Here is a 23,059-nt window from a genome sequence, read left to right on the forward strand (position 1 = left end):
GCGGCGTGCCCTGACTACTCAATGAGGACTCCCATGCGCTTTATCCGCATGCTGTTGTTGCCGGCCCTGGCCTTGACCGCTGTTTCGGCTCACGCTGACCCGGCTTCCGTCGCCAGCCTGAAGAACCTGTTGGACAAATCCCAGACCCTCACCGCGCGCTTCTCCCAGCTCACCCTGGATGCCGGCGGCACCCAGTTGCAGGAAACAGCCGGTGAAATGGCCGTGCAGCGCCCAGGGCTGTTCTACTGGCATACCGAAGGCAAGGCTGAGCAGACCATCGTTTCCGACGGCCAGAAAGTCACGCTGTGGGACCCGGACCTGGAACAAGCCACCATCAAGAAGCTCGATCCACGCCTGAACCAGACCCCGGCACTGCTGCTGTCGGGTGATGTGTCGAAAATCAACGACAGCTTCGACATCACCTCCAAGCAGACCAGCAACGTCATCGAATTCACCCTCAAGCCAAAATCCAAGGACACGCTGTTTGACACGCTGTCCTTGTCGTTCGGCAACGGCGTGATCAACAACATGCGCCTGGTCGACAGCGTCGGCCAGCGCACCGATATCCTGTTCTCCGGAGTCAAGGCCAACCAGCCGGTGCCCGCGTCCAAGTTCAAGTTCGACATCCCCAAGGGTGCCGACGTGATCCAGGAATAATCTAGAGGTTTCAAACGCTGCCCATGGATCTGTTTCGAAGTGACCCGATTGCCCAGCCACTGGCCGCGCGCTTGCGTTCGACCAACCTGGATGAGTACGTCGGTCAGGAACACCTGCTCGCTCGCGGCAAACCCTTGCGCGAAGCCTTGGAGCAGGGTGCGCTGCATTCGATGATTTTCTGGGGGCCGCCGGGCGTGGGCAAGACCACCCTGGCGCGGCTGCTGGCGAAAGTCTCGGACGCGCACTTTGAAACGGTCTCGGCGGTGCTCGCCGGGGTGAAGGAGATCCGCCAGGCGGTGGAAGTGGCCAAGCAGCAGGCCGGGCAATACGGCAAGCGCACTATCCTGTTCGTCGACGAAGTGCATCGCTTCAACAAGTCGCAGCAGGATGCGTTCCTGCCTTATGTCGAGGACGGTACGCTGATCTTTATCGGCGCCACCACCGAAAACCCTTCCTTTGAATTGAACAACGCCTTGTTGTCACGGGCGCGGGTCTATGTGCTCAAGAGCCTGGATGAAGCGGCGATGCAAAAGCTGCTGCACCGTGCCTTGAGCGAAGACAAGGGCCTGGGCAAGCGCCAGCTGAGCCTCAGCGATGAAGGCTTCAAGATTTTGCTGACCGCCGCCGATGGTGACGGGCGTCGCTTTCTCAACCTGCTGGAGAACGCTTCCGACCTGGCCGAAGACGGCGGCGAGATTGGCGTTGATCTGTTGCAAAGCCTGCTGGGTGACACGCGCCGACGTTTCGACAAGGGCGGCGAAGCCTTCTACGACCAGATTTCCGCGCTGCACAAATCCGTACGCGGTTCCAACCCTGACGGCGCGCTGTATTGGTTTGCGCGCATGATCGATGGCGGTTGCGACCCGCTGTACCTGGCGCGCCGCGTAGTGCGCATGGCCAGCGAAGACATCGGCAACGCCGACCCGCGGGCCCTGAGCCTGTGCCTGGCCGCCTGGGAGGTGCAGGAGCGCCTCGGCAGCCCGGAAGGCGAGCTGGCGGTGGCCCAGGCCATCACCTACCTGGCCTGCGCGCCGAAAAGCAACGCGGTGTATATGGGCTTCAAGTCGGCCCTGCGTGCGGCCGCCGAGCACGGCTCCCTCGAAGTGCCGCTGCACCTGCGCAACGCACCGACCAAGCTGATGAAGCAACTGGGGTATGGCGACGAATACCGTTATGCCCACGATGAGCCGGACGCCTATGCGGCCGGCGAAGACTACTTCCCCGATGAGCTGGAGCCGCAGCCGTTCTACCAGCCCGTGCCCCGTGGCCTGGAGCTGAAGATCGGTGAGAAGCTCAATCACCTGGCCACCCTCGACCGTCTGAGCCCCCGGCAGCGGAGAAAATCATGATTCCTTTGGTGGTCGCCGTCTCGGTGGGGGGGATTGCCGGGACGCTGTTGCGCTTCGCCACCGGCAATTGGATCAACGCCAATTGGCCGAAACACTTCTATACGGCGACGCTCGCCGTTAATATCGTGGGCTGCCTGTTGATCGGCGTGTTATACGGCCTGTTTTTGTTACGCCCGGAAGTGCCTGTCGAGGTACGTGCCGGCCTGATGGTTGGCTTTCTTGGCGGCCTGACGACTTTTTCATCCTTTTCACTGGATACCGTGCGCCTGCTGGAAAGCGGGCAAGTGCCGCTGGCGATTGGCTATGCGGCCATCAGCGTATTCGGCGGGCTGCTCGCCACCTGGGCTGGCCTGTCCTTGACCAAACTTTGATAACGAGAGACCGACATGCTCGATTCCAAACTGTTACGTAGCAACCTTCAGGACGTAGCGGACCGCCTGGCATCCCGTGGCTTTGCCTTGGATGTTGCGCGCATCGAAGCGCTGGAAGAACAGCGCAAGACCGTCCAGACCCGCACCGAAGCACTGCAGGCTGAACGTAATGCGCGCTCCAAGTCCATCGGCCAGGCCAAGCAGCGCGGCGAAGATATCGCGCCGTTGATGGCGGATGTCGAGCGCATGGGCACTGAGCTGTCCGACGGCAAAATCGAGCTGGAAGGCATTCAGACCCAGTTGGATTCGATCCTGCTGGGCATTCCGAACCTGCCCCACGAATCCGTACCGGTCGGCGAAGATGAAGACGGCAACGTCGAAGTGCGCCGCTGGGGCACGCCGAAAGCCTTCGATTTCGAGATCAAGGACCACGTCGCCCTGGGCGAATTGACCGGTGGCCTGGATTTTGAAACCGCGGCAAAAATGTCCGGCGCACGCTTTGCCTTGCTGCGCGGCCCGATTGCGCGCATGCACCGTGCACTGGCGCAGTTCATGATCAACCTGCACACCGGCGAACACGGTTACGAAGAGGCCTACACCCCGTACCTGGTTCAGGCGCCGGCGTTGATGGGCACCAGCCAACTGCCGAAATTCGAAGAAGACCTGTTCAAGATCAGCCGCGACGGCGAAGCCGACCTGTACCTGATCCCGACGGCCGAAGTGTCGCTGACCAATATCGTCGCCGGCGAAATCCTCGACGCCAAGCAACTGCCGTTGAAGCTGGTTGCCCACAGCCCGTGCTTCCGTAGCGAAGCCGGCGCATCGGGTCGCGATACCCGCGGCATGATCCGCCAGCATCAGTTCGACAAGGTTGAAATGGTCCAGGTAGTAGAACCGTCGACCTCCATGCAAGCCCTGGAAGGCCTGACTGCCAACGCCGAGCGCGTGTTGCAGCTGCTGGAGCTGCCGTACCGCGTACTGGCCCTGTGCACGGGCGACATGGGCTTCAGCGCCGTGAAAACCTACGACCTGGAAGTGTGGGTGCCGAGCCAGGACAAATACCGCGAGATTTCGTCGTGCTCCAACTGCGGTGACTTCCAGGCCCGTCGCATGCAGGCGCGTTTCCGCAACCCGGAAACCGGCAAGCCGGAACTGGTGCATACCCTCAACGGTTCGGGCCTGGCCGTAGGCCGTACCCTGGTGGCCGTGCTGGAAAACTACCAGCAGGCGGACGGTTCGATCCGTGTACCTGAGGTGCTCAAGCCTTACATGGCGGGCGTTGAGGTCATCCGCTAAATGGAATTTCTGCCGCTGTTTCATAACCTGCGCGGCAGTCGTGTGTTGGTCGTCGGTGGTGGGGAGATTGCCTTGCGCAAATCCCGGCTGCTGGCCGATGCCGGCGCGGTGTTGCGGGTGGTTGCTCCCCAGATCGAAAGCCAGCTGCGTGAGCTGGTGCTGGGCAGTGGCGGGGAACTGATGTTGCGCGGTTATCAGGAGGCCGACCTGGACGGTTGCACCCTGATTATCGCGGCTACCGACGATGAGCCATTGAATGCGCAAGTGTCCAGTGATGCCAAGCGTCGCTGCGTGCCGGTCAATGTGGTGGACGCGCCAGCGTTGTGCAGCGTGATCTTCCCGGCGATTGTCGACCGTTCACCCCTGGTGATTGCCGTCTCCAGCGGCGGTGACGCGCCGGTACTGGCACGGCTGATCCGCGCCAAGCTGGAAACCTGGATTCCCTCCACCTACGGGCAACTGGCTGGGCTGGCCGCGCGTTTTCGGGCTCAGGTCAAAGGTTTGTACCCGGATGTGCAGCAGCGCCGGGCGTTCTGGGAAGAAGTGTTCCAGGGCCCGATTGCCGACCGCCAGTTGGCCGGGCAGGGCGAGGAGGCCGAGCGCCTGTTGATCGAAAAGGTCAATGGCGCGCCGCCTTACGCGCCCGGTGAGGTGTACCTGGTGGGTGCGGGCCCAGGTGACCCGGATTTGCTGACCTTCCGCGCATTGCGCCTGATGCAGCAAGCCGACGTGGTGCTGTACGACCGTTTGGTTGCGCCGGCGATTTTGGAACTGTGCCGTCGTGATGCCGAGCGCGTGTACGTCGGCAAACGTCGCGCCGATCACGCGGTGCCTCAGGACCAGATCAACCAGCAACTGGTCGACCTGGCCAAGCAAGGCAAGCGCGTGCTGCGCCTTAAAGGGGGTGACCCGTTCATCTTTGGTCGTGGTGGCGAAGAGATCGAGGAATTGGCGGCCCATGGCATCCCCTTCCAGGTGGTGCCGGGTATCACGGCAGCCAGTGGTTGTGCGGCTTATGCCGGGATTCCGCTGACTCACCGCGATTATGCCCAGTCGGTACGGTTTATTACCGGGCACTTGAAGAACGGTACCTCGGACTTGCCTTGGCAAGACCTGGTCGGCCCCTCACAGACCCTGGTGTTCTACATGGGCTTGATTGGCTTGCCGATCATTTGCGAGCAGTTGATCAAGCACGGGCGCTCCGCAGATACCCCAGCGGCGCTGATCCAGCAGGGCACCACGTCCAACCAGCGCGTGTTCACCGGCACCCTGGCCGACCTGCCGCGCATGGTGGCGGAGCATGAAGTGCATGCGCCGACACTGGTGATCGTGGGTGAGGTGGTGGTACTGCGTGAAAAGCTCAAGTGGTTCGAGGGCGCCCAGTCCCAAGTCTGACCTCAAAAGCATCGGGGGCAAGCCCCCTCCCACATTGGAATGCATTCCAAGTGTGGGAGGGGGCTTGCCCCCGATGAGGCCATCTCATTACAACCGATGATCCGGATCAGCCAAAGACACCTTTACCCGGCAGCCGCACCCGATCATGCTCCGTATCAAACCTCTGCAACGGCCCCTTCGGCACAATCCCCGTCGGGTTGATCGTGCGATGGCTGGCATAGTAATGCCCCTTGATATGCTCGAAATCCACCGTCTCGGCCACCCCCGGCCACTGATACATCTCCCGCAGCCAGTTCGACAAATTCCCATAGTCGGCAATTCGCCGCAGGTTGCATTTGAAGTGGCTGTAGTACACCGCATCAAAACGAATCAGCGTAGTGAACAGCCGTACATCGGCTTCGGTCAGGTACTCGCCGGCCAGATAACGATGGCTGCCCAGGTGCTGTTCCAAATGATCCAGCTCGGCAAACACATCATCAAACGCACTTTCATACGCCTGTTGTGAGGTGGCGAAACCTGCGCGGTACACGCCGTTGTTCACGGCGGGGTAGATGCGTTCGTTGAGGCTGTCGATGGTCGAATGCAGGGCTTGGGGGTAGAAATCCAGGGTATTGCCGGTCAGCGCATTGAACGCACTGTTGAACATGCGGATGATCTCCGCCGATTCATTGCTGACGATGCGCTTGAGCTTTTTGTCCCACAGCACCGGCACGGTCACGCGCCCGGTATAGTCGGCGGTATCGGCGGTGTAGCGTTGGTGCATGAAGTTGAAACCGTCGAGGTTGTCGCCGCTGGAGCCGTGGGCCTTGTCGAAGGTCCAGCCGTTTTCCAGCATCAGCCAACTGACCACCGAGACGTCGATCAGGCTTTCCAGGCCCTTGAGCTTGCGCAGAATCAAGGTGCGGTGCGCCCACGGGCAGGCGAGGGATACATAGAGGTGATAGCGACCGGCCTCGGCCTTGAAGCCGCCTTCACCACTCGGGCCTGGCGCGCCATCGGCGGTCACCCAGTTGCGGCGTTGTGCCTGCTCCCGTTGGAAAGCGCCATCGGCGCTACTTTCGTACCATTGGTCTTTCCACTGTCCGTCGATCAACAAACCCATGACTGGCTCCTTGGCTGATAAGCGTTGGAGCCCAGTCTAAAGGGATGAGTTCGAACTAAAAGCGCAAAGAACCGGCGTGAATGATCGATTAAATCGATTTATCCCGTGCGTCCCAGTACTGCTGGGCCAACTCGAACGCCTGTTGCCGTGGGTGGCCAAGGCCGCGCAGGGCCAACGCCATGGTGGCGATCAACGCCAGTTGCGGGTAGCTGTCTTCAACATCGCCGCGCCACAGCGCTTTGAGGTGCTCGGGCTCAAGCGTTGCGGGCTTGACGTGGCGCTGGTCTGAGAGGGCGGGCCACTCTTCGTCCCAGCTCTGGCCGCCGGTGGTGCCGTACAGGTGACTGAGGGTGTCGGGGTTGATCTCGATCTCGCCGCCGTCGCCCTTGACCACAATCACGTTGTCACCCAGCAAGCCACTGGCATCGCGATGCACGCCCTGGTAACCGGGGTGGAAAATGCTTTGCAGGCCACAACGCGCATTCAGCGGGTTGAGCAGGCGCGCCAGAGAGTGGATAGGCGAGCGCAGGCCCAGGGTGTTGCGCAGGTCGATCATGCGTTGCAGCTGTGGGGCCCAATCACCCAGCGGGATAAATGCCAGGTTGCCGTGGGCGAAGGTGCTCTGGACCTGTTGCCAGTCGCGGCACAGCGGGATCTGCAAGCCGTCCAGCAATTGCTCGGTGTACAAGCGCCCCGCAGTGTGGGCGCCGCCGCCGTGCATCAGGATGCGCACGCCGTTCTGCGCCAGGCATTTGGCTGCCAGCAGGAACCACGGCAGGTGGCGCTTTTTACCGGCGTAGGTCGGCCAGTCGATATCGACGTTCAGCGCTGGCGCGTGCAGGCGCTCACGTACGGCTTCGGTGAAACCGGCGAGTTCTTCCGGGCTTTCTTCCTTGTGGCGCAGCAGCATCAGGAAGGCGCCGAGCTGGGTGTCCTCGACCTTTTCGTCGAGCAGCATGCCCATGGCTTCCCGCGCTTCCTCGCGGGTGAGGTTGCGCGCGCCACGCTTGCCTTTGCCGAGGATGCGCACGAACTGCGCAAAGGGATGCTCTTGGGGCGTTACGAGAGTCAGGGGGGCAAAGTCGGTCATAAGCAATTCGTCGGCCTGGGCAGGCCCGCCAGCTTGGCGGCGAGTTTGGCGGGAGTGCCGTTGAACAGTTTGTTGAGGTGCAGGCTGTTGCCCTTTTCCGGGCCCAGCTTCAAGGCGGTGTACTTGATCAGCGGGCGCGTGGCGGGGGATAGCTGGAATTCGGTGTAGAACTGGCGCAGCAGGGTGAGGATTTCCCAGTGTGCCGGCGTCAGCTCCAAGGCTTCGGCAGCGGCCAGGGCATTCGCCACTTCATCGGACCAGTCGTTGAGGTCGACGAGGTAGCCGTCCTTATCCAGTTCCAGGGTGCGTGCGCCGACGGTCAGGGTGTTCATAGCCAGGTGTTGACCTTGTCGTAGTCGATCGACAGTTGCACGAAGCCTGGGTAATCGACGCTGTCGGCCCAGTCGGGCAGCGGCAGGTTGCGCGCCTGCATGTCTTCGGCCAGCACAAACACCTTTACGCCTTTGGTTTGCAGGGCGGGCGTGTGCAGGCCGTAGGCTCCGTCACCACATAGGAGGATAGCGTCCTCGGTGCCACAGATGCGCAGGCAGCTGTCGAGGCGGCTGTCGGTAAACGGGGAATGAGACACCACATGTAGAGTCGACATCAGAGGGTAATCACCTGGTCGTAACGGTCAATCAGCTGGGAAATGGCTTGGCTGTCGAGCGCCTGCGCGTGGGCAGGCGGCGGCAACCCGCGTGCGGTCAGGCTATGGCTGCACGCGAACACGTCATCAATGCCGAACAGGCCCAGGGCCTGCAGGTTGGCACTCAGGTCTTTCTGTTGCACGGCCTTGGCGGCTTGGTTCGGCGCCAGTTGGAACACACCGTCATCCAGGAACAGCAGGCCAATGGGCAGATCGAACGCGCCGCCGGCCAGCACGATATCCAGTGCTTCCCGCGCACTCGGCCCGGACCACGGGGCCTGGCGGCTGATCACCAATAAGGATCTGGACATGTCACGGCCCTCCAAAACAGATCAGGCGGTCGGCGTCCTGGATCGCGTCATGCAATTGCCCCAGGCCCGACAACGCCCAGGGTGCTTCCAGGTTGACCGCGCTGCGTTGGTAACGCGCAGCTTCCTCGGCATTAAGCACACCCCGGCGCAGGGCTGCGGCGATGCACACCACGCCGTCGAGTTGGTGCTGGCTGACAAACTCGCGCCATTGGCGCGCAATGTCTTGCTCATCCTGGGGCGCGACGATGTTATTGGACGCGCTGTACACGCCGTCCTGGTAGAAAAACAGCCGCACGATCTCATGCCCGCCGGCCAGCGCCGCCTGGGCGAACAACAGGGCGCGGCGCGAGGAGGGCGCGTGGGCGGCGCTATACAGTGCAATCGCGAACTTCATGGAAGACTCTGCCAACAAACGTCGGCCAATGATAAAGCCGCCGCCGCGAAAAAGCCCGCCGTGATCAAAACGGTCACTGTGCTTGATCGTTCTGACGATTGCCGGCAGCTGCCCGGCTGCCTAGTCTGTGAGTATTCGCAACCCAACTGGAGTCCCCATGTCAGGTCCCTTGGCGTCCCTTAAAGTGTTGGATTTTTCCACCTTGCTGCCCGGCCCGTTTGCCTCCCTGATGCTGGCGGACATGGGCGCCGAGGTGCTGCGTATCGAATCGCCCACACGGATGGACCTGTTGCGGGTATTGCCGCCCCATGATCGTGGTACCTCGGCCAGCCACGCCTACCTCAATCGCAACAAGCGCAGCCTGGCCCTGGACCTCAAGCAGGCCGAGGCGCTGGAGATTGTGCGTGAGTTGGTCAAGGGCCATGACATCCTGCTCGAGCAGTTCCGCCCCGGTGTCATGGAGCGCCTGGGCCTGGGATATGAGGCGCTGAAGGCGATCAACCCGCGGCTGATCTATGTGTCGATCACCGGTTACGGCCAGACCGGCCCCTATAAGGACCGCGCCGGGCACGATATCAACTACCTGGCGTTGGCCGGCGTGGCCAGCCATACCGGGCGCCAGGACACCGGCCCGTTGCCCCTGGGCGTACAGCTGGCGGATGTGGCGGGCGGTTCACTGCATGCCGTGGTGGGCTTGCTGGCGGCGGTGATTGCCAGGCAGCAAAGCGGGGTGGGGCAATACCTGGATGTGAGCATGACCGATTGCTCGTTCAGTCTGAATGCCATGGCGGGGGCCGGCTACCTGGCTTGTGGGGTCGAGCCTGGGTGGGAGAACCATGTGCTCAATGGCGGGAGTTTCTATGACTACTACCGTACACGCGATGGGCGCTGGATGTCGGTGGGCAGTTTGGAACCGGGGTTTATGCAGCAGCTGTGCGCGGCCTTGGGGCGCCCGGAACTGGCGGCACACAGCGTGACGCCCGAACGCCAGGCCGTGCTCAAACAGGCGTTGCAGGTGGAGTTCGAGAAGCGCAGTTTTGACCAGTTGTGTGAGTTGTTTGCCGGGGTGGATGCCTGTGTTGAGCCAGTGTTGAGTTTGAGCGAAGCGGCGGAGCATCCCCAGTTGAAGGCGCGGGAGCTAGTCAGCCAGGTGCCCCGGGGTGACGGCTCGACACAAGCGCAATTGGCCTGCCCGCTGAAATTTTCCGAGGGGTTGCCGGCGCCTAGGCATATTGGGGTGGCGGTGGGGGCGCACAGTGATGAGGTGCTGGCGGAGTTGGGGTTCGGCATTGAGCGGATAGAGCAATTGCGGCAGGCCAAGGTTGTAGGTTGACTGAGCGGGCGCTTTCGCAGGCAAGCCAGCTCCCACATTTTGATTGTGTTCACAGATCCAGATGTGGGAGCTGGCTTGCCTGCGAAGAGGCCCTCATTCCACCCGAGTTTCTCCAGTGAACACCAGAGTCTGCCGACACCGCCGACACAAATACCGCCGCCCCTGGTTCACCAGCCCATGGCGCTGCGGTGAAAACGGAAAATCACTGTCCGCACACGGGCAGCGGTAAATATAGCGAGTCACTTGCCGACGCTTGACCTCGTAGGTGTGGCAACGGTCGGGCGGCAGCTCGTAAACCCCGCGCATGATCAACTGCCATTCCTCGCCATGGGGCTGGATACGCTCGCCAAACAATTGGTGGGCAATCAGGTGCGCCACTTCATGGGCCACGGTTTGCTTGAGAAAGTGTTGGCTGTTTTCACGGTACAACTGAGGGTTGAAGCGCAGCAGGTTCTCGTGCAAATGCGCGACACCGGCCTTCTGGCCCCGCAGCTTGAGGCTGACCTGGGGGCGTTTGAAGCTTCGTTTGAAAAAGGATTCGGCTTGCAGGAAACAATCTTCGACGCGGGTATTGAGTTGCTCGGGCATGCTGTACATATCTCCAGAGACACCCAGTATGCCGCAAAGCTGGGTGTTTCCGAATCTGTCAGGCGCCGAATGGTCATGCATAACGCACAAAGCCACCTTGCGGTGGCCGTGCCTGCGGGGTTTTTCGTTCAACTGGTGTAGATCGGCCCGACGCCCAGGCCCCAGACGATCACGGTAAAGGCCATGATCGCCACCAGCACCACCAGGCCCACGGCCAATACCGAACTGGAAAACAGGAAGCCTTCATCCGGGTCGATACTCATGAAGGTCGGCAGCCCCACATACAGCAGGTAGACCGTGTAGCAAATCGCCGCCGTGCCCACGACCATGCCCAGCCACATATGCGGGTAGAGCGCCGCCAGCCCGCCGATAAACAAGGGTGTGGCGGTGTAAGTGGCAAACGCCACGCAACGGGCCATGCTTGGGCTGGCGTCGTAGGTGCGGGCCATCCAGTGAATGAATGCGCCCATCACCGCCACGCCGCACAGCATGGCCGCGTAGGACATGAGGGTCATCCACAGCGCGCTTTCCTGGGTCAGCATCACCGGGGCACGGTTGCCGATGACCCAGCCGACCTGAGTGGTGCCAATAAAGGCGGAAATGGCGGGGATCGCCGCGAGAATCAGGGTATGAGTGAGGTACATGTGGCTGATGCTTTCTTCTTTATCGCCACGGATTTCCCGCCATTCCTGGTCGGGATGGGTAAACAGCCCCACGACGTGATGGATCATGCCAGTCACTCCTGTCGTTATTACCATCGCCCCCCATCGGAGCGCCCACGGGCCAAATGGCCTGAAAGGTCTGGATAGATGTGCGACCTCAAGTCGCAGTATAGAAAGGGATGACCGGAATAACCGTAGGGCCTTTAGAGCAAATTGCGCTGTAAACACTCACGCTAATCGCGGTGCGGTCTGTCAGGATTCATGGGATCCAGTGTGGGAGCTGGCTTGCCTGCGATGGCGGCCTGTCCGGACCAGAGATGTTGACTGGCACACCGCTATCGCAGGCAAGCCAGCTCCCACATTGGAACTCGGCGAGTCTTACCGGTAAAATGCTGCGCTTTTCGTCACACACCTTTGCGGATCCAAGCGCCATGGGCACTCTTACAGTCAACCAGAACAAACTGCAAAAACGCCTGCGTCGCCTGGCCGGTGAAGCGGTGGCCGATTTCAACATGATCGAGGACGGCGACAAGGTCATGGTCTGCCTCTCCGGCGGCAAAGACAGCTACACCATGCTCGACGTGTTGCTGCACCTGCAAAAGGTCGCGCCGATCAAGTTCGAGATCGTGGCGGTCAACATGGACCAGAAACAACCCGGTTTCCCTGAGCATGTGCTGCCGGCCTATCTGAAAGAACTGGGCGTCGAGTACCACATCGTCGAGAAAGACACCTACTCGGTGGTCAAGGAATTGATCCCGGAAGGCAAGACCACCTGCTCGCTGTGCTCGCGCCTGCGCCGCGGCACGCTCTATACCTTTGCCGATGAGATCGGCGCGACCAAGATGGCCCTGGGGCATCACCGCGATGACATCGTCGAAACCTTCTTCCTCAATATGTTCTTCAACGGCTCGCTCAAGGCCATGCCGCCCAAGCTGCGTGCCGATGATGGGCGCAACGTGGTGATCCGCCCGCTGGCGTATTGCAACGAGAAGGACATCCAGGCTTACTCCGATTTCAAGCAATTCCCGATCATCCCGTGCAACCTGTGCGGCTCCCAGGAAAACCTGCAGCGCCAGGTGGTCAAGGAGATGCTGGTGGACTGGGAGCGCAAGACCCCGGGGCGTACCGAAAGTATCTTCCGCAGCCTGCAAAACGTGATCCCGTCGCAATTGGCCGACCGCAACCTGTTTGACTTCACCAGCTTGAAAATCGATGAGACCGCCGCATCGCGTTTCGTCAATGTAGTGAACCTCTGAGTCTTCCCGAGGCTCTAGTACACGGCGCTTGCGGGCGCCGTTTTCAATTCGACTGACAGGAGAGGGCATGCGCGATTACAAGTGGCTGCACGAATATTGTCTGAACCGCTTCGGTTCGGCGGCCAAGTTGGAAGCCCATCTGCCGGTGCCCAAGACCCCGGCGCAATTGCGCAAGATCACCGATGACCGTTACCTGTCGACCTTGGCGCTGCGGGTGTTCCGCGCCGGTTTGAAGCACAGCGTGGTTGATGCCAAATGGCCGGCGTTCGAGCAGGTGTTCTTCGGTTTCGACCCGGAAAAAGTCGTGCTGATGGGCGCCGAGCACTTGGAACGGTTGATGCAGGACGCCCGCATCATCCGCCACCTGGGCAAGCTCAAGAGTGTGCCGCGCAATGCGCAGATGATCCTGGATATCGAGCAGGAAAAAGGCAGCTTCGGTGCGTTTATCGCCGATTGGCCGGTGACTGACATCGTTGGGCTCTGGAAGTACCTGAGCAAGCATGGCCATCAACTGGGCGGGCTGTCGGCGCCGCGCTTTTTGCGCATGGTCGGCAAGGACACCTTTGTGCCAAGCGATGACGTGGTGGCGGCGCTGAATGCGCAGAAGATTGTCGACAAGGCCCCGACCAGCCTGCGCGACCTGGCGACGGTGCAGGGCGCCTTCAACCAGTGGCATGCCGAGAGTGGGCGGCCGATGTGTCAGTTGTCGATGATGTTGGCTTACACGGTGAATCATTGATCACCTGATCGTTCCCACGCTCCGCGTGGGAATGCATCCTGTGACGCTCCGCGTCACCCTTGCACTAGGCCCGGGACGCAGAGCGTCCTGGGCAGCATTCCCACGCAGAGCGTGGGAACGATCAGTCAATCGGCCAGTCGACGGTTCAACTGATGCCGCCAACGCACATACAGCAACGCCGTGCAAAACACCGCCAGGCTCGCCAGCATTTCCAGCACACCGAACCACTGGCGGTTCGGGTCATACGCCGCCAGCGCGCCCTTGATGAAATACAGGTTCACCACAAAGCACATCCACGAATGCCCGCGTGCGCTACCCATCAGCACGCCTGGCGCAAGTATCAGCAGCGGCACCAACTCGATCAGCAGGATGACCCACGGGCGCGCCCCATGCAGGTCGGCGACCAACAGGTAGTACGCGCACAACAAGCCCACCAGGCCTAAAAACGCCAGCAGGCTCAGCGTGCGTGCCACCTTGACCCGCGGCGCCAGCCATTCCCGCGTTGGCAGGACCTTAGGCTTCCTGGCCACGGCCGTTCTCCAACAGCGTGGCGGTCTTGGCCAGGCGCAGGCCCAAGGCCCGGCACAGGGTGATTTCATGTTGATCGAGCATGCGCTTACCGTCTGGCCCGGAATGGTGGCTGGCGCCATACGGCGTGCCGCCGCCCTGGGTGTCGAGCAGTGCCTGCTCGCTGTAGGGCAGGCCGGTGATCAACATGCCATGGTGCAGCAGCGGTAGCAGCATCGACATCAGCGTGGTCTCCTGTCCGCCATGCAGGCTGGCGGTGGAGGTGAACACGCCGGCCGGCTTGCCGACCAAAGCGCCGGTAAGCCACAGGTTGCTGGTGCCATCGAGGAAGTACTTGAGCGGCGCGGCCATGTTGCCGAACCGGGTCGGGCTGCCCAGGGCCAGGCCCGAGCAGTGCTTCAGGTCGTCCAGGCTGGCATACAGCGCGCCTTCGTCGGGAATGCTCGGCGCCACCGCTTCGCACTCGGTGGAAATCGCCGGCACGGTGCGCAACCGCGCTTCCATGCCGCCTTGCTCGATACCGCGGGCAATCTGCCGGGCCATCTCGCTCACCGAGCCGTTACGGCTGTAATACAACACCAGCACATAGGGCGTAGTCACGGCAGGATCTCCAGCACGTTCTCGGGCGGGCGGCCAATGATGGCTTTATCGGCGGTTGCCAGGATCGGGCGTTCCATCAGCTTGGGATGGGCTGCGATGGCGGCGATCAGTTGGGTGTCGCTGAGGCTGGCGTCTGCCAGGTTCAGGGTTTTGTATTCGTCTTCGCCGGTGCGCAGCAGTTGGCGTGCGCTGATCCCCAGTTTTTTCAGCAGGGCCTCGATTTGCGCGGCATCCAGTGGGGTATCCAGGTAGCGCACGACGGTCGGGGTGAGGCCGCGGGCTTCCAGCAGTTCCAGCGCACCGCGGGATTTCGAGCAGCGCGGGTTGTGATAAAGCGTCAGATCGGTCATGTGCGGGTCGCATCTTGCGTAAGGTGGCGGGTATTCTACCTGCGCTGGCGCCTGTCCTTAAACCGTAAGAGGCGATAGGCCGCAGCCAACGTTCATTTTTGCGAAGGAATACCCCATGACAAGGCGACTGATCGGTGCATTGGCGATCATCACAACCCTGCTGCTCAGCGGCTGCGGTAACGATTACGGCGTTGACCAATATGGCCAGAAAGTGGCGGCCGAACGCCTGGACAAACAGTGGCTGGTGGTCAACTACTGGGCCGAATGGTGTGGGCCGTGCCGCACGGAAATCCCCGAGCTCAATGCCTTGGCAGAACAGTTGAAAGGCCAGAATGTCGGGGTGTTCGGCGTCAACTTCGACAATGTGCAGGGTGAAGAACTGAAGGCCGCCAGCGACAAGCTGGGGATCAAGTTCACGGTACTGGCCCAGAACCCGGACGGGATCTTCGAGATTCCGCGCAGCGAGGCATTGCCGGTGACCTACATCATCGACGACAAGGGCAAGGTGCGTGAGCAGTTGATGGGTGAGCAGACAGCGGAAGGGGTGTTGGCCAAGCTCAAGGCGCTGAAAGGATAAAACTGTGGGGGCTGGCTTGCCTGCGATGGCATCGCTGCGGTGTACCTGATACACCGCGTCGTCCGCATCGCAGGCAAGCCAGCTCCCACAGAACCAGAGGACACCGCGTTAATACAGGAGAGTGCGCCTAGATCAGCCTTCTTCGAGCCACAAGCGGATCGGCTTGCCTTCGGCCGGCCAGAACCGTGTCTGCTCTATAGGCGAGATGTCCCAACGCTGCACGCCTTGCAGGGCCTGGAAGAAGCGATGTTCTTGCTCCATCAGGGCCTCGGCGCACATTTTTCGGGTGCTGCCGACTGGGCCGAAGCTGAGCTTGTCGCCTTCGACCGTGTACGGCGCAAACCAGTGGTTACAGCCGCCATTGCCATAGGCGCGGCCATCGGCGCCCAGGGTGACGGTGAGGTGCGCGTAGTCCATCAACGGCCGCTCACCGATCCATTCCACTACGTAGCTGTGGTCGCGCTCGAGCTTGGCGCCATCGGCAGCGCAGCCTGCCAGGCCCATGCCGATGGCGGCGAGCAGCAGCGGGCCTTTCATTGCGCGGCCTGCTGGCATTTCGGGCAGCGGTGCTTATCGCCTTCGCTGGCCCAGCTCAGTTCTTTGATACGCGCGTTGGCGGCCGGTTGCAGCGGTGCCTTGGTCAGCTTGGTTTCTACCGCGAATTCAAACTCCAGCACGGCGTCGCAGCTGTCGCAATTGACCTTCCAGGTGTGAATCTCCAGTTCGCCGAACTTCGGCCCTTGGGCCATGGCGACCCACTGGCCCGCCGGGCGGATGGAGTAGCGTGCGTCACCTTCGACGGTCAGTCGCATCGACAAGGTTTTACTGCCGCGCAGGCTGACGATCAGGACGTCGCCATGTTTGATCGAACCACCGTTGCCGGTGACCTGGTAACGGCCCGGCACCAGGGCACGGCATTCGATCAGGGTATGTTGCGGGCTCAGCAAGCTGAAGCGGAAATCGTGTTCGGCCATGGATCCTCCAAATAGGCGCGGCATCCTATCACGGGTGCCGGCCTATCATGAGCCTGGTATGTGACCGCTGATCATCCCTCGACCAGGTTCTGCGCCCGGCCATCGGCCCACGCGGCAATGTTGGCCAATGTGGTACCGGCAATCGCCGCCAGGGCCTCACGGGTGAGGAAGGCCTGGTGCGCGGTGATGATGACGTTGGGGAAGGTCAGCAGGCGGGCAAGCACGTCATCCTGCAGGGGCAGGTCCGAGCGGTCCTCGAAAAACAATTGGGCTTCTTCTTCGTAGACGTCCAGCCCCAGGTAGCCCAACTGGCCAAGCTTGAGCGCTTCGATCAGTGCTGGCGTGTCGACCAGGCCACCGCGCCCGGTGTTGATCAGCATCGCACCGGTTTGCATCTGCGCGAGTGAGCGGGCATTGATCAGGTGTTTGCTGTCGGCGGTCAGCGGGCAGTGCAGGCTGATGATTTGCGCCTTCGCCAACAGTTCAGGCAGGCTCACGTAGCGGGCCCCGAGGTCCTGCACCTGTGGGTTGGGGAAGGGATCGTAGGCCAGCAACTGGCAGCCGAAGCCGGCCATGATCTTGGCGAAGGTCGCGCCGATCTGACCGGTGCCGACCACGCCGACCGTTTTGCCGACCAGATCAAAACCGGTCAGCCCGTGCAGGCTGAAATCACCGTCGCGGGTACGGTTGTAGGCACGGTGCAGGCGACGGTTGAGGGCCAGGATCAGGGCGACGGCATGCTCGGCCACTGCGTGGGGCGAATAGGCGGGCACGCGCACGATGGTCAAGCCCAGGCGCTGGGCGGCGGGTAGGTCGACGTGGTTGTAGCCCGCCGAGCGCAGGGCAATCAGGCGTGTGCCGCCCTTGGCCAAGTGCTCCAGCACCGGGGCGCTGAGGTCGTCGTTGATAAAGGCACAGACCACCTCGTGGTGTTCGGCCAGGGCCACGGTATCGAGGTTGAGCCGGGCGGGTTGGAATTGCAGTTCCAGGCCAGCCGGCAGCGGTTCGCCGAGGAAACTCTCGCGGTCGTAGGTTTGGCTGCTGAAGAGAATGACGCGCATTAAGACGGCTCCCTGCAATGACAAAATAGATGCGTACCTGTAGGAGCGAGCTTGCTCGCGAAAAACGTCAACGAAAACGCGTTCATTCTGGTTTAACGCGGTGTCCTCTGGTTTTTCGCGAGCAAGCTCGCTCCTACAGTCGGACGGTCAGGCACTTACTCTGGCTTCACTGGCCAGCCGCGCAATCGCCATGTCCAGTTCGTCCAGCGCGGCCATGGCCTTGGCGTCATCCTGCTTGAGCAGGGTTTCGGCGCGTTGGCAGGCTGCTCGTAATTGCGGCACGCCACAGTAGCGGGTGGCGCCGTGCAAACGGTGCACGCGCTCGATCAAGGCATGGTTGTCATTGGCTTCGCGGGCGTGGGTAATTGCCAGGCGATCAGCCTCCAGGGAGGCCAGCAGCATGGCGAGCATATCGGCGGCCAGGTCGGCCTTGTTGGCGGCCAGGCGCAGGCCTTCTTCGTGGTCGAGTACCAAGAGCTGCACGCCCTGGGCCGCACCTTCATGGGTGCGCTCCGGGCCTTGGTTACGCAGCGCCAGGCCGGTCCATTTCAATACCACCTGGGCCAATTGCCGCTCGCTGATGGGTTTGGTCAGGTAGTCGTCCATACCGCTTTGCAGCAGGGCGCGTTTTTCGTTGGCCATGGCGTGAGCCGTGAGGGCTACCACCGGCAGCGGCGTGCCGTGGCGTTCGCTTTCCCACTGGCGGATCGCCTCGGTGCTCTGGCGGCCATCCATGCCGGGCATTTGCACGTCCATCAGCACCAAATCGAACGTTTCCTGCTTCACGGCGTCGACCGCTGCGTAACCGCTTTCCACCGCCTGCACCTTGGCGCCCATGTCTTCCAACAGGGTTTGCACCAGCAACAGGTTGGCCGGGTTGTCGTCCACGCACAGCACCCGTGGCGCACGGCTGGACAACGGCTCACCGGGTTCGCTGCGCGAAGGGCGCGGGCTGATCAGGTCGGCCAGGGAGCGGCGCAACTTGCGCGTACAGGCGGGCTTGGCCTGCAGTTGGCTGTTGGGGTTGGGCACCGATTGGTTGAACAGCATCTGCTCGGTGGTCGGGCACAGCACCAGCACCTTGCAGCCCAGGTGTTCAAGGTCCCACAGGTGTTGGTTGAGGCGCTCGGGCGGAATGTCGTTGGCCGTGACGCCGAGCACCGCCAGGCTGATGGCCTGTTCGGTCTGGTGCGCACTGGTGATGCCGTTGGTCAGGCTTTCCAGGGTATTGAACGGCGTGACTTCCAGGCCGCAGTCTTCCAACTGATGTTGCAGGGCCTGGCGCGCCAGTTCGTGGTTTTCCAGCACGGCCACACGACGCCCCAATAGCGGCGCGGCGGGCAGGTCTTCGACGTCGTCACGGGTCTTGGGCAGGTTCAGGCTGATCCAGAATTCCGAACCTTCACCCGGCGTGCTGTCGACGCCGATTTCGCCGCCCATCTGCTCGATCAATCGCTTGGAAATCACCAGGCCCAAACCGGTGCCGCCGGGCTGGCGCGACAGCGAGTTGTCGGCCTGGCTGAATGCCTGGAACAGGGCGCGCACATCCTGGTTCGACAGGCCAATGCCGGTGTCTTGCACACTGATGCGCAATTGCACGCTGTCTTCCTGCTCGTCCTCGATCATGGCCCGGGCCACAATGGTGCCTTCGCGGGTGAACTTGATCGCATTACTGATCAGGTTGGTCAGGATCTGCTTGAGCCGCAGCGGGTCGCCCACCAACGCCAGGGGCGTGTCGCGGTAAACCAGGCTCACCAATTCGAGCTGCTTGGCATGGGCGGCGGGAGCGAGGATGGTCAAGGTGTCTTGCAGCAAGTCGCGCAGGTTGAAAGGCACGCTGTCGAGCACCAGCTTGCCGGCTTCAATCTTCGAGAAATCGAGGATCTCGTTAATGATGCCCAGCAAGTTATCCGCAGACTTTTCGATAGTGCCCAGGTAGTCCAACTGGCGCGGCGACAGCTCGCTTTTTTGCAACAGGTGAGTAAAGCCGAGGATGCCGTTGAGCGGCGTGCGGATTTCATGGCTCATGTTGGCCAGGAACTCCGACTTGATACGGCTGGCCTCCAGGGCTTCCTTGCGCGCCAGGTCCAGCTCGATGTTCTGGATCTCGATGGTTTCCAGGTTCTGGCGCACGTCTTCGGTGGCCTGGTCGATGCTGTGTTGCAGCTCTTCCTGGGCATTTTGCAGGGTTTCGGCCATGCGGTTGATGCCCGACGCGAGTTGGTCCAGTTCCTGGCTGCCCAAGGGTGGCAGGCGTGTCTCCAGGTTGCCGTCCTTGAGCTGGGTCACGGCTTGCTTGATCTGGCCAATCGGCGAATTGATGGTGCGGCTGATACGCAGGGCGAGGGCGGCGGTGCACATCAGGCCGATGGCGATCAGCAGCAGGCTGGCGAACAGGCTGCGATAGCCGCGCAGCAACATGCCATTGTGGGACAGCTCCACTTCGACCCAACCCAGTAGACGGTCGGCCTCATCGGGAATCAACTCGCCCGCCAGGTTGCGATGGCGGCCAAACACCGGCAGTAGATAGCGAGTGGCGTCATTGCCGGTGCGCTGCAACAGGTGCGAACTGTTGCCGGTGGGCGGCTGGTTAAGCATGGTCGGACCGGCATGGGCCAGGGACGAACGGTCGGGCGCCAGGAACGACACGGCGCGCACATCCGGCTGCTCCAGGGACTGGGTCGCGATGCGCTCCAGCAGGTCGGTGTTCTTATGGCCCAGCGCGGGTGCCACCAAGGGTGCCAATTGCTCGGCGATCATTTCGCCGCGTTGCAGCAGTTGGGTCTGCAACTCCGAGAGCTGCATCCAGGTGAAATAGCCGCCCAACAACAGCGCCATCAGGCTGGTCGGTAATAAGGTCAGCAACAGTACGCGGCCTTTTATCCCCATTCTTCTAAGCACGCCACTCTCCTGCTACCACGTTGTTATCAATGATCCACGCCGGCATCCGGCCCGCGCCACCTGCGCAGTGTAGCCATTTGCACGGTCTGGAATCTTGCAAATTAATGACATGCGGCAATCTTCGGGCCATTCGGCGCCGGGTGGCGATTGCCTGTGAACGTTTAATCTTGAATAATCAGTGATTGAGAATGACTTGCAGACGCTAATGACTCCCGTAGCAGTTGGCCTACCCAGTATCCTGACCATCGAAGACGACCCGGTGTTGGGCGCCTACGTGCACGAGCAGCTTGGCCGCAGCGGCTTCCAGGTGACCTGGTGCCAGAACGGCCAGCAGGGCCTGCAACTGGCCCGCGCCCAGGCCTTCGACCTGGTGCTGATGGACATTCTGCTGCCGGGGCTGGACGGTTTGTCGATCCTCACCCATTTGCGCCAGAGCCACGCCATGCCCGTGATCCTGATGTCGGCCCTGGGCGCTGAAGCCGACCGTATCAGCGGTTTTCGCCTGGGCGCGGACGACTATTTGCCCAAGCCGTTCAGCATGGTTGAACTGTGCGTGCGAATTGAAGCGATCCTGCGCCGCGTTGCCCTGGATCGCCGGCCCGAGCCGCCGCGCGCCTCGGTCCCTGAACATGCCCGGGTGCTGCACTTTGATGATGAACGCTGCGATGTGTCCTGCCAGGACCAGTGGGCCGGGCTCACGCGCAGCGAATACCGCCTTCTGGAAACCCTGCACCGCAATGCCGAAGAAGTCCTCAGCAAAGCCTTCCTGTATCAGCAGGTGTTGCAGCGCGGGTATGCGCCCCATGACCGCAGCCTCGACATGCATGTCAGCCAGATCCGCCGCAAGCTCAAGGCCATCGGTTACATCGAGCGTGAAGTACGCACCGTATGGGGCAAGGGCTACGTGCTGAGCGGTCACGATGAAGGGCTTTGAGCGATTGCCCGGCAGGCACTCGTTGTTCTGGAAGCTGGCCTGTCTGTTGATCGCCTTCTGTTTGCTGATGATCTGGCTCAGTTGGTCCTGGGGCCGCTACATGGAGCAGCAGAGCGCGTACCTGTCGGACAAGTCGCGGGAGATTCTCACTGGCTATGCCGCGGGTGCCGAGCTGGCGTGGAGCACTCAAGGCAGCGCCGGCGTGGACGCCTGGCTGCGGCGGATGGCCGAGCGCGAAAGCACTTGGGTGGGGGTGATCGGTAACGACCTACAGTCCCTGGGCAGCACGCCCTTGAGTGACAAGGAAAGCCAGCGCCTGACGTTTTTGCGCGGATTGGATTGGCCGGTCAGCCGGCATGTCATTGGCCTGCCCTGGATGAAGGTGCCGTTTCCGGTCGACCCTGGCGCGGGGTCGCTGGTGATCGAGCTGCCGCAGCGTTTTATGCCAGGGCGCTATCAACTGTTCTGGCGAGTGGTCACCAATGGTGTGATTCCCGGCCTGTTTACCCTGTTGCTGTGCATCGGCCTCTATCGGCTGTTGATCATGCCCCTCAATCAATTGCGCGAGCAGGCCAATGCCTGGCGTGCGGACCAACTCAATACGCGGATGTCTCGCGATGCCACCAGCCGCCAGGATGAACTGGGCGAGTTGGGCCGCGCCTTTGACCATATGTCCGAACGCTTGCAGGGCACCGTGCGTTTGCAGCAGCAGTTGCTGCGCGATATGTCCCATGAACTGCGCACACCCTTGAGCCGCCTGCGGGTGGCCTGCGACAGTGAGCAAGACCTGGCCAAGCTGCGCGAGCGCCTGGGCCGGGAAATCGACGCCATGCAGCGCCTGGTGGAAGACAGCCTGCAACTGGCGTGGCTCGACAGCGAAACAACGCCGCTGCCCCAGGAAGACATTCAGCTCCAGGCGTTATGGGACATCTTGCGCGAGAACGCGTGTTTTGAAAGCGGTTGGCCCGCATCGCGCTTGCCGTGCCTGTTACCCGCGGACAGTTGGGTACGCGGCAACCTGAATGCACTGGCCCAGGCCCTTGAAAATATCCTGCGCAACGCCATACGCCACTCGCCCACGGGCGGCAGCGTGCAACTCGACGGCTGTCGTGAAGGGGACTATTGGCATATCTGGCTGCAGGACCAGGGCGCTGGGATTGCTGAGGATGATCTGGAGCGCATCTTCGCGCCCTTTACCCGCCTGGACGGCTCGCGGCCCGGCGATGGTGGTTTCGGCCTGGGCCTGAGCATTGCCCGCAACGCCGTGCAGCGCCAGGGCGGTCGCTTATGGGCGGAAAATACCGGGCAGGGCCTGCGGGTGCATTTGCACTTGCTGGCCCGTTAGCGCTCAGCGCCTACGCAGTTTGCGTTTTTTCCACTGGTGCGCCACCCACCAGCGCCAGTACGCCATGGTCAGGCAATAGGCCAAGGCGCCCAATACTACCCCCAATACCACCGAACCCAGCAGGAACGGCTGCCAGAGTGTGCTCAACTGGCCGCTGATCCATTCCCACGTCAGGTTGTCGGGCAAGCTGCGTGGCGGCACATTCATCAACCAGGCGCCGGTCATATAGGTACAGATGAACACCACCGGCATGGTGATGGGGTTGGTCAACCACACCAGGCTGATGGCGATAGGCATATTGCCGCGCACCGAGATCGCGAGCACTGCGGCGAGCAACATCTGCAACGGAATCGGGATAAACGCCGCAAATAAACCCACCGCCATGGCGCGCGCCACGGAGTGCCGGTTCAGGTGCCAGAGGTTGGGGTCATGCAGCAGCGTGCCAAGAAACTGTAATGACTTGTGTTCCCTGATACTGCTGGGATCGGGCATGTACCGTTTGAATAAGCGCCGGGGCATATGGGTTCCAGGTCAATTCGAGGGGCAAGTATGCCCGGATTCTATAAACAGAAAATTCAGACTTTGTGACAAAACATCATA

Annotated in this window: 27 protein-coding genes; 11 read left to right on the forward strand and 16 right to left on the reverse strand. The window is 61.6% G+C overall.

Annotation, left to right across the window (positions count from 1 at the left end; genetic code table 11):
- Positions 1–33: 33 nt before the first annotated feature.
- The 5 genes from lolA to cysG are packed head-to-tail and all read left to right on the forward strand — an operon-like array spanning position 34 to position 5,068.
- Entirely contained in the window at positions 34–657 is a 624-nt protein-coding gene (gene lolA, locus BT199_RS03950; RefSeq protein ID WP_003174700.1) for an outer membrane lipoprotein periplasmic chaperone LolA, read from the forward strand.
- Between the two features lie 23 nt (positions 658–680).
- Complete coding sequence (locus BT199_RS03955; protein WP_014718899.1) at positions 681–2,006, forward strand: replication-associated recombination protein A; 1,326 nt, start codon at positions 681–683, stop codon at positions 2,004–2,006.
- Positions 2,003–2,377 (forward strand): fluoride efflux transporter CrcB, encoded by a 375-nt coding sequence (gene crcB / locus BT199_RS03960; RefSeq protein ID WP_014718898.1) that lies wholly within the window; start codon positions 2,003–2,005, stop codon positions 2,375–2,377. The genes BT199_RS03955 and crcB overlap by 4 nt, the downstream gene beginning before the upstream one ends.
- A gap of 15 nt (positions 2,378–2,392) precedes the next feature.
- On the forward strand, positions 2,393–3,673 hold the full coding sequence (gene serS, locus BT199_RS03965) for a serine--tRNA ligase (protein WP_019816715.1): 1,281 nt from the start codon (positions 2,393–2,395) through the stop codon (positions 3,671–3,673).
- On the forward strand, positions 3,674–5,068 hold the full coding sequence (gene cysG, locus BT199_RS03970) for a siroheme synthase CysG (RefSeq protein WP_014718896.1): 1,395 nt from the start codon (positions 3,674–3,676) through the stop codon (positions 5,066–5,068). It abuts the gene before it with no gap.
- A gap of 106 nt (positions 5,069–5,174) precedes the next feature.
- On the opposite strand, the gene BT199_RS03975 is transcribed toward cysG, so the two are convergent.
- From BT199_RS03975 to tusD, 6 genes are all read right to left on the reverse strand, one after another.
- Complete coding sequence (locus tag BT199_RS03975) at positions 5,175–6,170, reverse strand: glutathione S-transferase family protein (RefSeq protein WP_060767000.1); 996 nt, start codon at positions 6,168–6,170, stop codon at positions 5,175–5,177.
- A gap of 88 nt (positions 6,171–6,258) precedes the next feature.
- Positions 6,259–7,260: a glycosyl transferase family protein gene (locus tag BT199_RS03980; protein WP_014718894.1), complete on the reverse strand. Its 1,002-nt coding sequence runs from the start codon at positions 7,258–7,260 to the stop codon at positions 6,259–6,261.
- A complete protein-coding gene (locus BT199_RS03985; protein ID WP_014718893.1) occupies positions 7,257–7,592 on the reverse strand; it encodes a TusE/DsrC/DsvC family sulfur relay protein in 336 nt (111 codons plus the stop codon). The genes BT199_RS03980 and BT199_RS03985 overlap by 4 nt, the downstream gene beginning before the upstream one ends.
- Entirely contained in the window at positions 7,589–7,867 is a 279-nt protein-coding gene (tusB, locus tag BT199_RS03990; protein ID WP_014718892.1) for a sulfurtransferase complex subunit TusB, read from the reverse strand. Before tusB ends, BT199_RS03985 begins: the two co-directional genes overlap by 4 nt.
- On the reverse strand, positions 7,867–8,217 hold the full coding sequence (tusC, locus tag BT199_RS03995) for a sulfurtransferase complex subunit TusC (protein WP_014718891.1): 351 nt from the start codon (positions 8,215–8,217) through the stop codon (positions 7,867–7,869). The genes tusB and tusC overlap by 1 nt, the downstream gene beginning before the upstream one ends.
- 1 nt (position 8,218) lies before the next feature.
- Complete coding sequence (gene tusD, locus BT199_RS04000) at positions 8,219–8,611, reverse strand: sulfurtransferase complex subunit TusD (protein ID WP_003192069.1); 393 nt, start codon at positions 8,609–8,611, stop codon at positions 8,219–8,221.
- A 157-nt stretch (positions 8,612–8,768) separates the two neighbouring features.
- Here tusD and BT199_RS04005 point away from each other — a divergent pair, with 157 nt between their 5' ends.
- Positions 8,769–9,944 carry a CaiB/BaiF CoA transferase family protein gene (locus BT199_RS04005; protein ID WP_032902852.1) on the forward strand — a complete coding sequence of 392 codons (1,176 nt, stop codon included), beginning with the start codon at positions 8,769–8,771 and terminating at the stop codon, positions 9,942–9,944.
- A 93-nt stretch (positions 9,945–10,037) separates the two neighbouring features.
- Here the strand turns inward: BT199_RS04005 and BT199_RS04010 are convergent, their stop codons facing one another.
- Entirely contained in the window at positions 10,038–10,532 is a 495-nt protein-coding gene (locus tag BT199_RS04010) for a SprT family zinc-dependent metalloprotease (protein ID WP_003192067.1), read from the reverse strand.
- A 128-nt stretch (positions 10,533–10,660) separates the two neighbouring features.
- Entirely contained in the window at positions 10,661–11,263 is a 603-nt protein-coding gene (locus BT199_RS04015; RefSeq protein ID WP_014718889.1) for a Yip1 family protein, read from the reverse strand.
- Between the two features lie 362 nt (positions 11,264–11,625).
- Between BT199_RS04015 and ttcA the strand changes: the two genes are divergently transcribed.
- Together ttcA and BT199_RS04025 are read left to right on the forward strand one after the other, a co-directional pair.
- Positions 11,626–12,450, forward strand: a complete 825-nt coding sequence (gene ttcA / locus BT199_RS04020) for a tRNA 2-thiocytidine(32) synthetase TtcA (protein ID WP_014718888.1) — start codon at positions 11,626–11,628, stop codon at positions 12,448–12,450.
- 67 nt (positions 12,451–12,517) lie between these two features.
- Positions 12,518–13,189 carry a DNA-3-methyladenine glycosylase I gene (locus tag BT199_RS04025; RefSeq protein WP_014718887.1) on the forward strand — a complete coding sequence of 224 codons (672 nt, stop codon included), beginning with the start codon at positions 12,518–12,520 and terminating at the stop codon, positions 13,187–13,189.
- 125 nt (positions 13,190–13,314) lie between these two features.
- Here BT199_RS04025 and BT199_RS04030 read toward each other — a convergent pair whose 3' ends face one another.
- The 3 genes from BT199_RS04030 to arsC are packed head-to-tail and all read right to left on the reverse strand — an operon-like array spanning position 13,315 to position 14,667.
- On the reverse strand, positions 13,315–13,719 hold the full coding sequence (locus BT199_RS04030) for a DUF2069 domain-containing protein (protein ID WP_058410586.1): 405 nt from the start codon (positions 13,717–13,719) through the stop codon (positions 13,315–13,317).
- Positions 13,703–14,317: an NAD(P)H:quinone oxidoreductase gene (gene wrbA / locus BT199_RS04035; protein ID WP_014718885.1), complete on the reverse strand. Its 615-nt coding sequence runs from the start codon at positions 14,315–14,317 to the stop codon at positions 13,703–13,705. The genes BT199_RS04030 and wrbA overlap by 17 nt, the downstream gene beginning before the upstream one ends.
- A complete protein-coding gene (gene arsC / locus BT199_RS04040) occupies positions 14,314–14,667 on the reverse strand; it encodes an arsenate reductase (glutaredoxin) (RefSeq protein ID WP_014718884.1) in 354 nt (117 codons plus the stop codon). The genes wrbA and arsC overlap by 4 nt, the downstream gene beginning before the upstream one ends.
- Before the next feature lie 115 nt (positions 14,668–14,782).
- Here arsC and BT199_RS04045 point away from each other — a divergent pair, with 115 nt between their 5' ends.
- A complete protein-coding gene (locus BT199_RS04045; protein WP_003192057.1) occupies positions 14,783–15,244 on the forward strand; it encodes a TlpA disulfide reductase family protein in 462 nt (153 codons plus the stop codon).
- 132 nt (positions 15,245–15,376) lie between these two features.
- Here BT199_RS04045 and BT199_RS04050 read toward each other — a convergent pair whose 3' ends face one another.
- From BT199_RS04050 to BT199_RS04065, 4 genes are all read right to left on the reverse strand, one after another.
- Positions 15,377–15,781 (reverse strand): META domain-containing protein, encoded by a 405-nt coding sequence (locus BT199_RS04050; protein WP_014718883.1) that lies wholly within the window; start codon positions 15,779–15,781, stop codon positions 15,377–15,379.
- Positions 15,778–16,218: a hypothetical protein gene (locus tag BT199_RS04055; RefSeq protein ID WP_072433933.1), complete on the reverse strand. Its 441-nt coding sequence runs from the start codon at positions 16,216–16,218 to the stop codon at positions 15,778–15,780. The genes BT199_RS04050 and BT199_RS04055 overlap by 4 nt, the downstream gene beginning before the upstream one ends.
- A gap of 71 nt (positions 16,219–16,289) precedes the next feature.
- Entirely contained in the window at positions 16,290–17,279 is a 990-nt protein-coding gene (locus BT199_RS04060) for a 2-hydroxyacid dehydrogenase (RefSeq protein WP_072433934.1), read from the reverse strand.
- Between the two features lie 147 nt (positions 17,280–17,426).
- Positions 17,427–20,180, reverse strand: coding sequence for a response regulator (locus BT199_RS04065; RefSeq protein WP_019816717.1), 2,754 nt, complete (start codon positions 20,178–20,180; stop codon positions 17,427–17,429).
- A gap of 205 nt (positions 20,181–20,385) precedes the next feature.
- Here BT199_RS04065 and BT199_RS04070 point away from each other — a divergent pair, with 205 nt between their 5' ends.
- Complete coding sequence (locus BT199_RS04070) at positions 20,386–21,114, forward strand: response regulator transcription factor (protein WP_038450508.1); 729 nt, start codon at positions 20,386–20,388, stop codon at positions 21,112–21,114.
- Positions 21,101–22,459: a sensor histidine kinase gene (locus BT199_RS04075; protein ID WP_072433936.1), complete on the forward strand. Its 1,359-nt coding sequence runs from the start codon at positions 21,101–21,103 to the stop codon at positions 22,457–22,459. The genes BT199_RS04070 and BT199_RS04075 overlap by 14 nt, the downstream gene beginning before the upstream one ends.
- 3 nt (positions 22,460–22,462) lie before the next feature.
- Here the strand turns inward: BT199_RS04075 and BT199_RS04080 are convergent, their stop codons facing one another.
- Complete coding sequence (locus BT199_RS04080) at positions 22,463–22,978, reverse strand: DUF2062 domain-containing protein (protein ID WP_003192045.1); 516 nt, start codon at positions 22,976–22,978, stop codon at positions 22,463–22,465.
- Positions 22,979–23,059 lie beyond the last annotated feature (81 nt).

It is taken from the genome of Pseudomonas sp. NFR02 (assembly GCF_900119375.1).
In the GTDB taxonomy this organism is placed as follows: domain Bacteria; phylum Pseudomonadota; class Gammaproteobacteria; order Pseudomonadales; family Pseudomonadaceae; genus Aquipseudomonas; species Aquipseudomonas paracarnis.

What these genes read in the sequence shown, in the direction of transcription:
- ttcA (WP_014718888.1), top strand. Translation starts at nt 11,626, where the DNA reads ATGGGCACTCTTACAGTCAACCAGAACAAACTGCAAAAACGCCTGCGT.
- tusD (WP_003192069.1), bottom strand. Translation starts at nt 8,611, where the DNA reads ATGAAGTTCGCGATTGCACTGTATAGCGCCGCCCACGCGCCCTCCTCG.
- BT199_RS04075 (WP_072433936.1), top strand. Translation starts at nt 21,101, where the DNA reads ATGAAGGGCTTTGAGCGATTGCCCGGCAGGCACTCGTTGTTCTGGAAG.
- BT199_RS04055 (WP_072433933.1), bottom strand. Translation starts at nt 16,218, where the DNA reads ATGGCCGAACACGATTTCCGCTTCAGCTTGCTGAGCCCGCAACATACC.
- BT199_RS04025 (WP_014718887.1), top strand. Translation starts at nt 12,518, where the DNA reads ATGCGCGATTACAAGTGGCTGCACGAATATTGTCTGAACCGCTTCGGT.
- BT199_RS04080 (WP_003192045.1), bottom strand. Translation starts at nt 22,978, where the DNA reads ATGCCCCGGCGCTTATTCAAACGGTACATGCCCGATCCCAGCAGTATC.
- BT199_RS04050 (WP_014718883.1), bottom strand. Translation starts at nt 15,781, where the DNA reads ATGAAAGGCCCGCTGCTGCTCGCCGCCATCGGCATGGGCCTGGCAGGC.
- BT199_RS03980 (WP_014718894.1), bottom strand. Translation starts at nt 7,260, where the DNA reads ATGACCGACTTTGCCCCCCTGACTCTCGTAACGCCCCAAGAGCATCCC.
- tusC (WP_014718891.1), bottom strand. Translation starts at nt 8,217, where the DNA reads ATGTCCAGATCCTTATTGGTGATCAGCCGCCAGGCCCCGTGGTCCGGG.
- BT199_RS04060 (WP_072433934.1), bottom strand. Translation starts at nt 17,279, where the DNA reads ATGCGCGTCATTCTCTTCAGCAGCCAAACCTACGACCGCGAGAGTTTC.
- crcB (WP_014718898.1), top strand. Translation starts at nt 2,003, where the DNA reads ATGATTCCTTTGGTGGTCGCCGTCTCGGTGGGGGGGATTGCCGGGACG.
- serS (WP_019816715.1), top strand. Translation starts at nt 2,393, where the DNA reads ATGCTCGATTCCAAACTGTTACGTAGCAACCTTCAGGACGTAGCGGAC.
- tusB (WP_014718892.1), bottom strand. Translation starts at nt 7,867, where the DNA reads ATGTCGACTCTACATGTGGTGTCTCATTCCCCGTTTACCGACAGCCGC.
- BT199_RS04010 (WP_003192067.1), bottom strand. Translation starts at nt 10,532, where the DNA reads ATGCCCGAGCAACTCAATACCCGCGTCGAAGATTGTTTCCTGCAAGCC.
- BT199_RS03975 (WP_060767000.1), bottom strand. Translation starts at nt 6,170, where the DNA reads ATGGGTTTGTTGATCGACGGACAGTGGAAAGACCAATGGTACGAAAGT.
- BT199_RS03955 (WP_014718899.1), top strand. Translation starts at nt 681, where the DNA reads ATGGATCTGTTTCGAAGTGACCCGATTGCCCAGCCACTGGCCGCGCGC.
- BT199_RS04015 (WP_014718889.1), bottom strand. Translation starts at nt 11,263, where the DNA reads ATGATCCATCACGTCGTGGGGCTGTTTACCCATCCCGACCAGGAATGG.
- cysG (WP_014718896.1), top strand. Translation starts at nt 3,674, where the DNA reads ATGGAATTTCTGCCGCTGTTTCATAACCTGCGCGGCAGTCGTGTGTTG.
- BT199_RS04045 (WP_003192057.1), top strand. Translation starts at nt 14,783, where the DNA reads ATGACAAGGCGACTGATCGGTGCATTGGCGATCATCACAACCCTGCTG.
- BT199_RS04005 (WP_032902852.1), top strand. Translation starts at nt 8,769, where the DNA reads ATGTCAGGTCCCTTGGCGTCCCTTAAAGTGTTGGATTTTTCCACCTTG.
- BT199_RS03985 (WP_014718893.1), bottom strand. Translation starts at nt 7,592, where the DNA reads ATGAACACCCTGACCGTCGGCGCACGCACCCTGGAACTGGATAAGGAC.
- lolA (WP_003174700.1), top strand. Translation starts at nt 34, where the DNA reads ATGCGCTTTATCCGCATGCTGTTGTTGCCGGCCCTGGCCTTGACCGCT.
- BT199_RS04070 (WP_038450508.1), top strand. Translation starts at nt 20,386, where the DNA reads ATGACTCCCGTAGCAGTTGGCCTACCCAGTATCCTGACCATCGAAGAC.
- arsC (WP_014718884.1), bottom strand. Translation starts at nt 14,667, where the DNA reads ATGACCGATCTGACGCTTTATCACAACCCGCGCTGCTCGAAATCCCGC.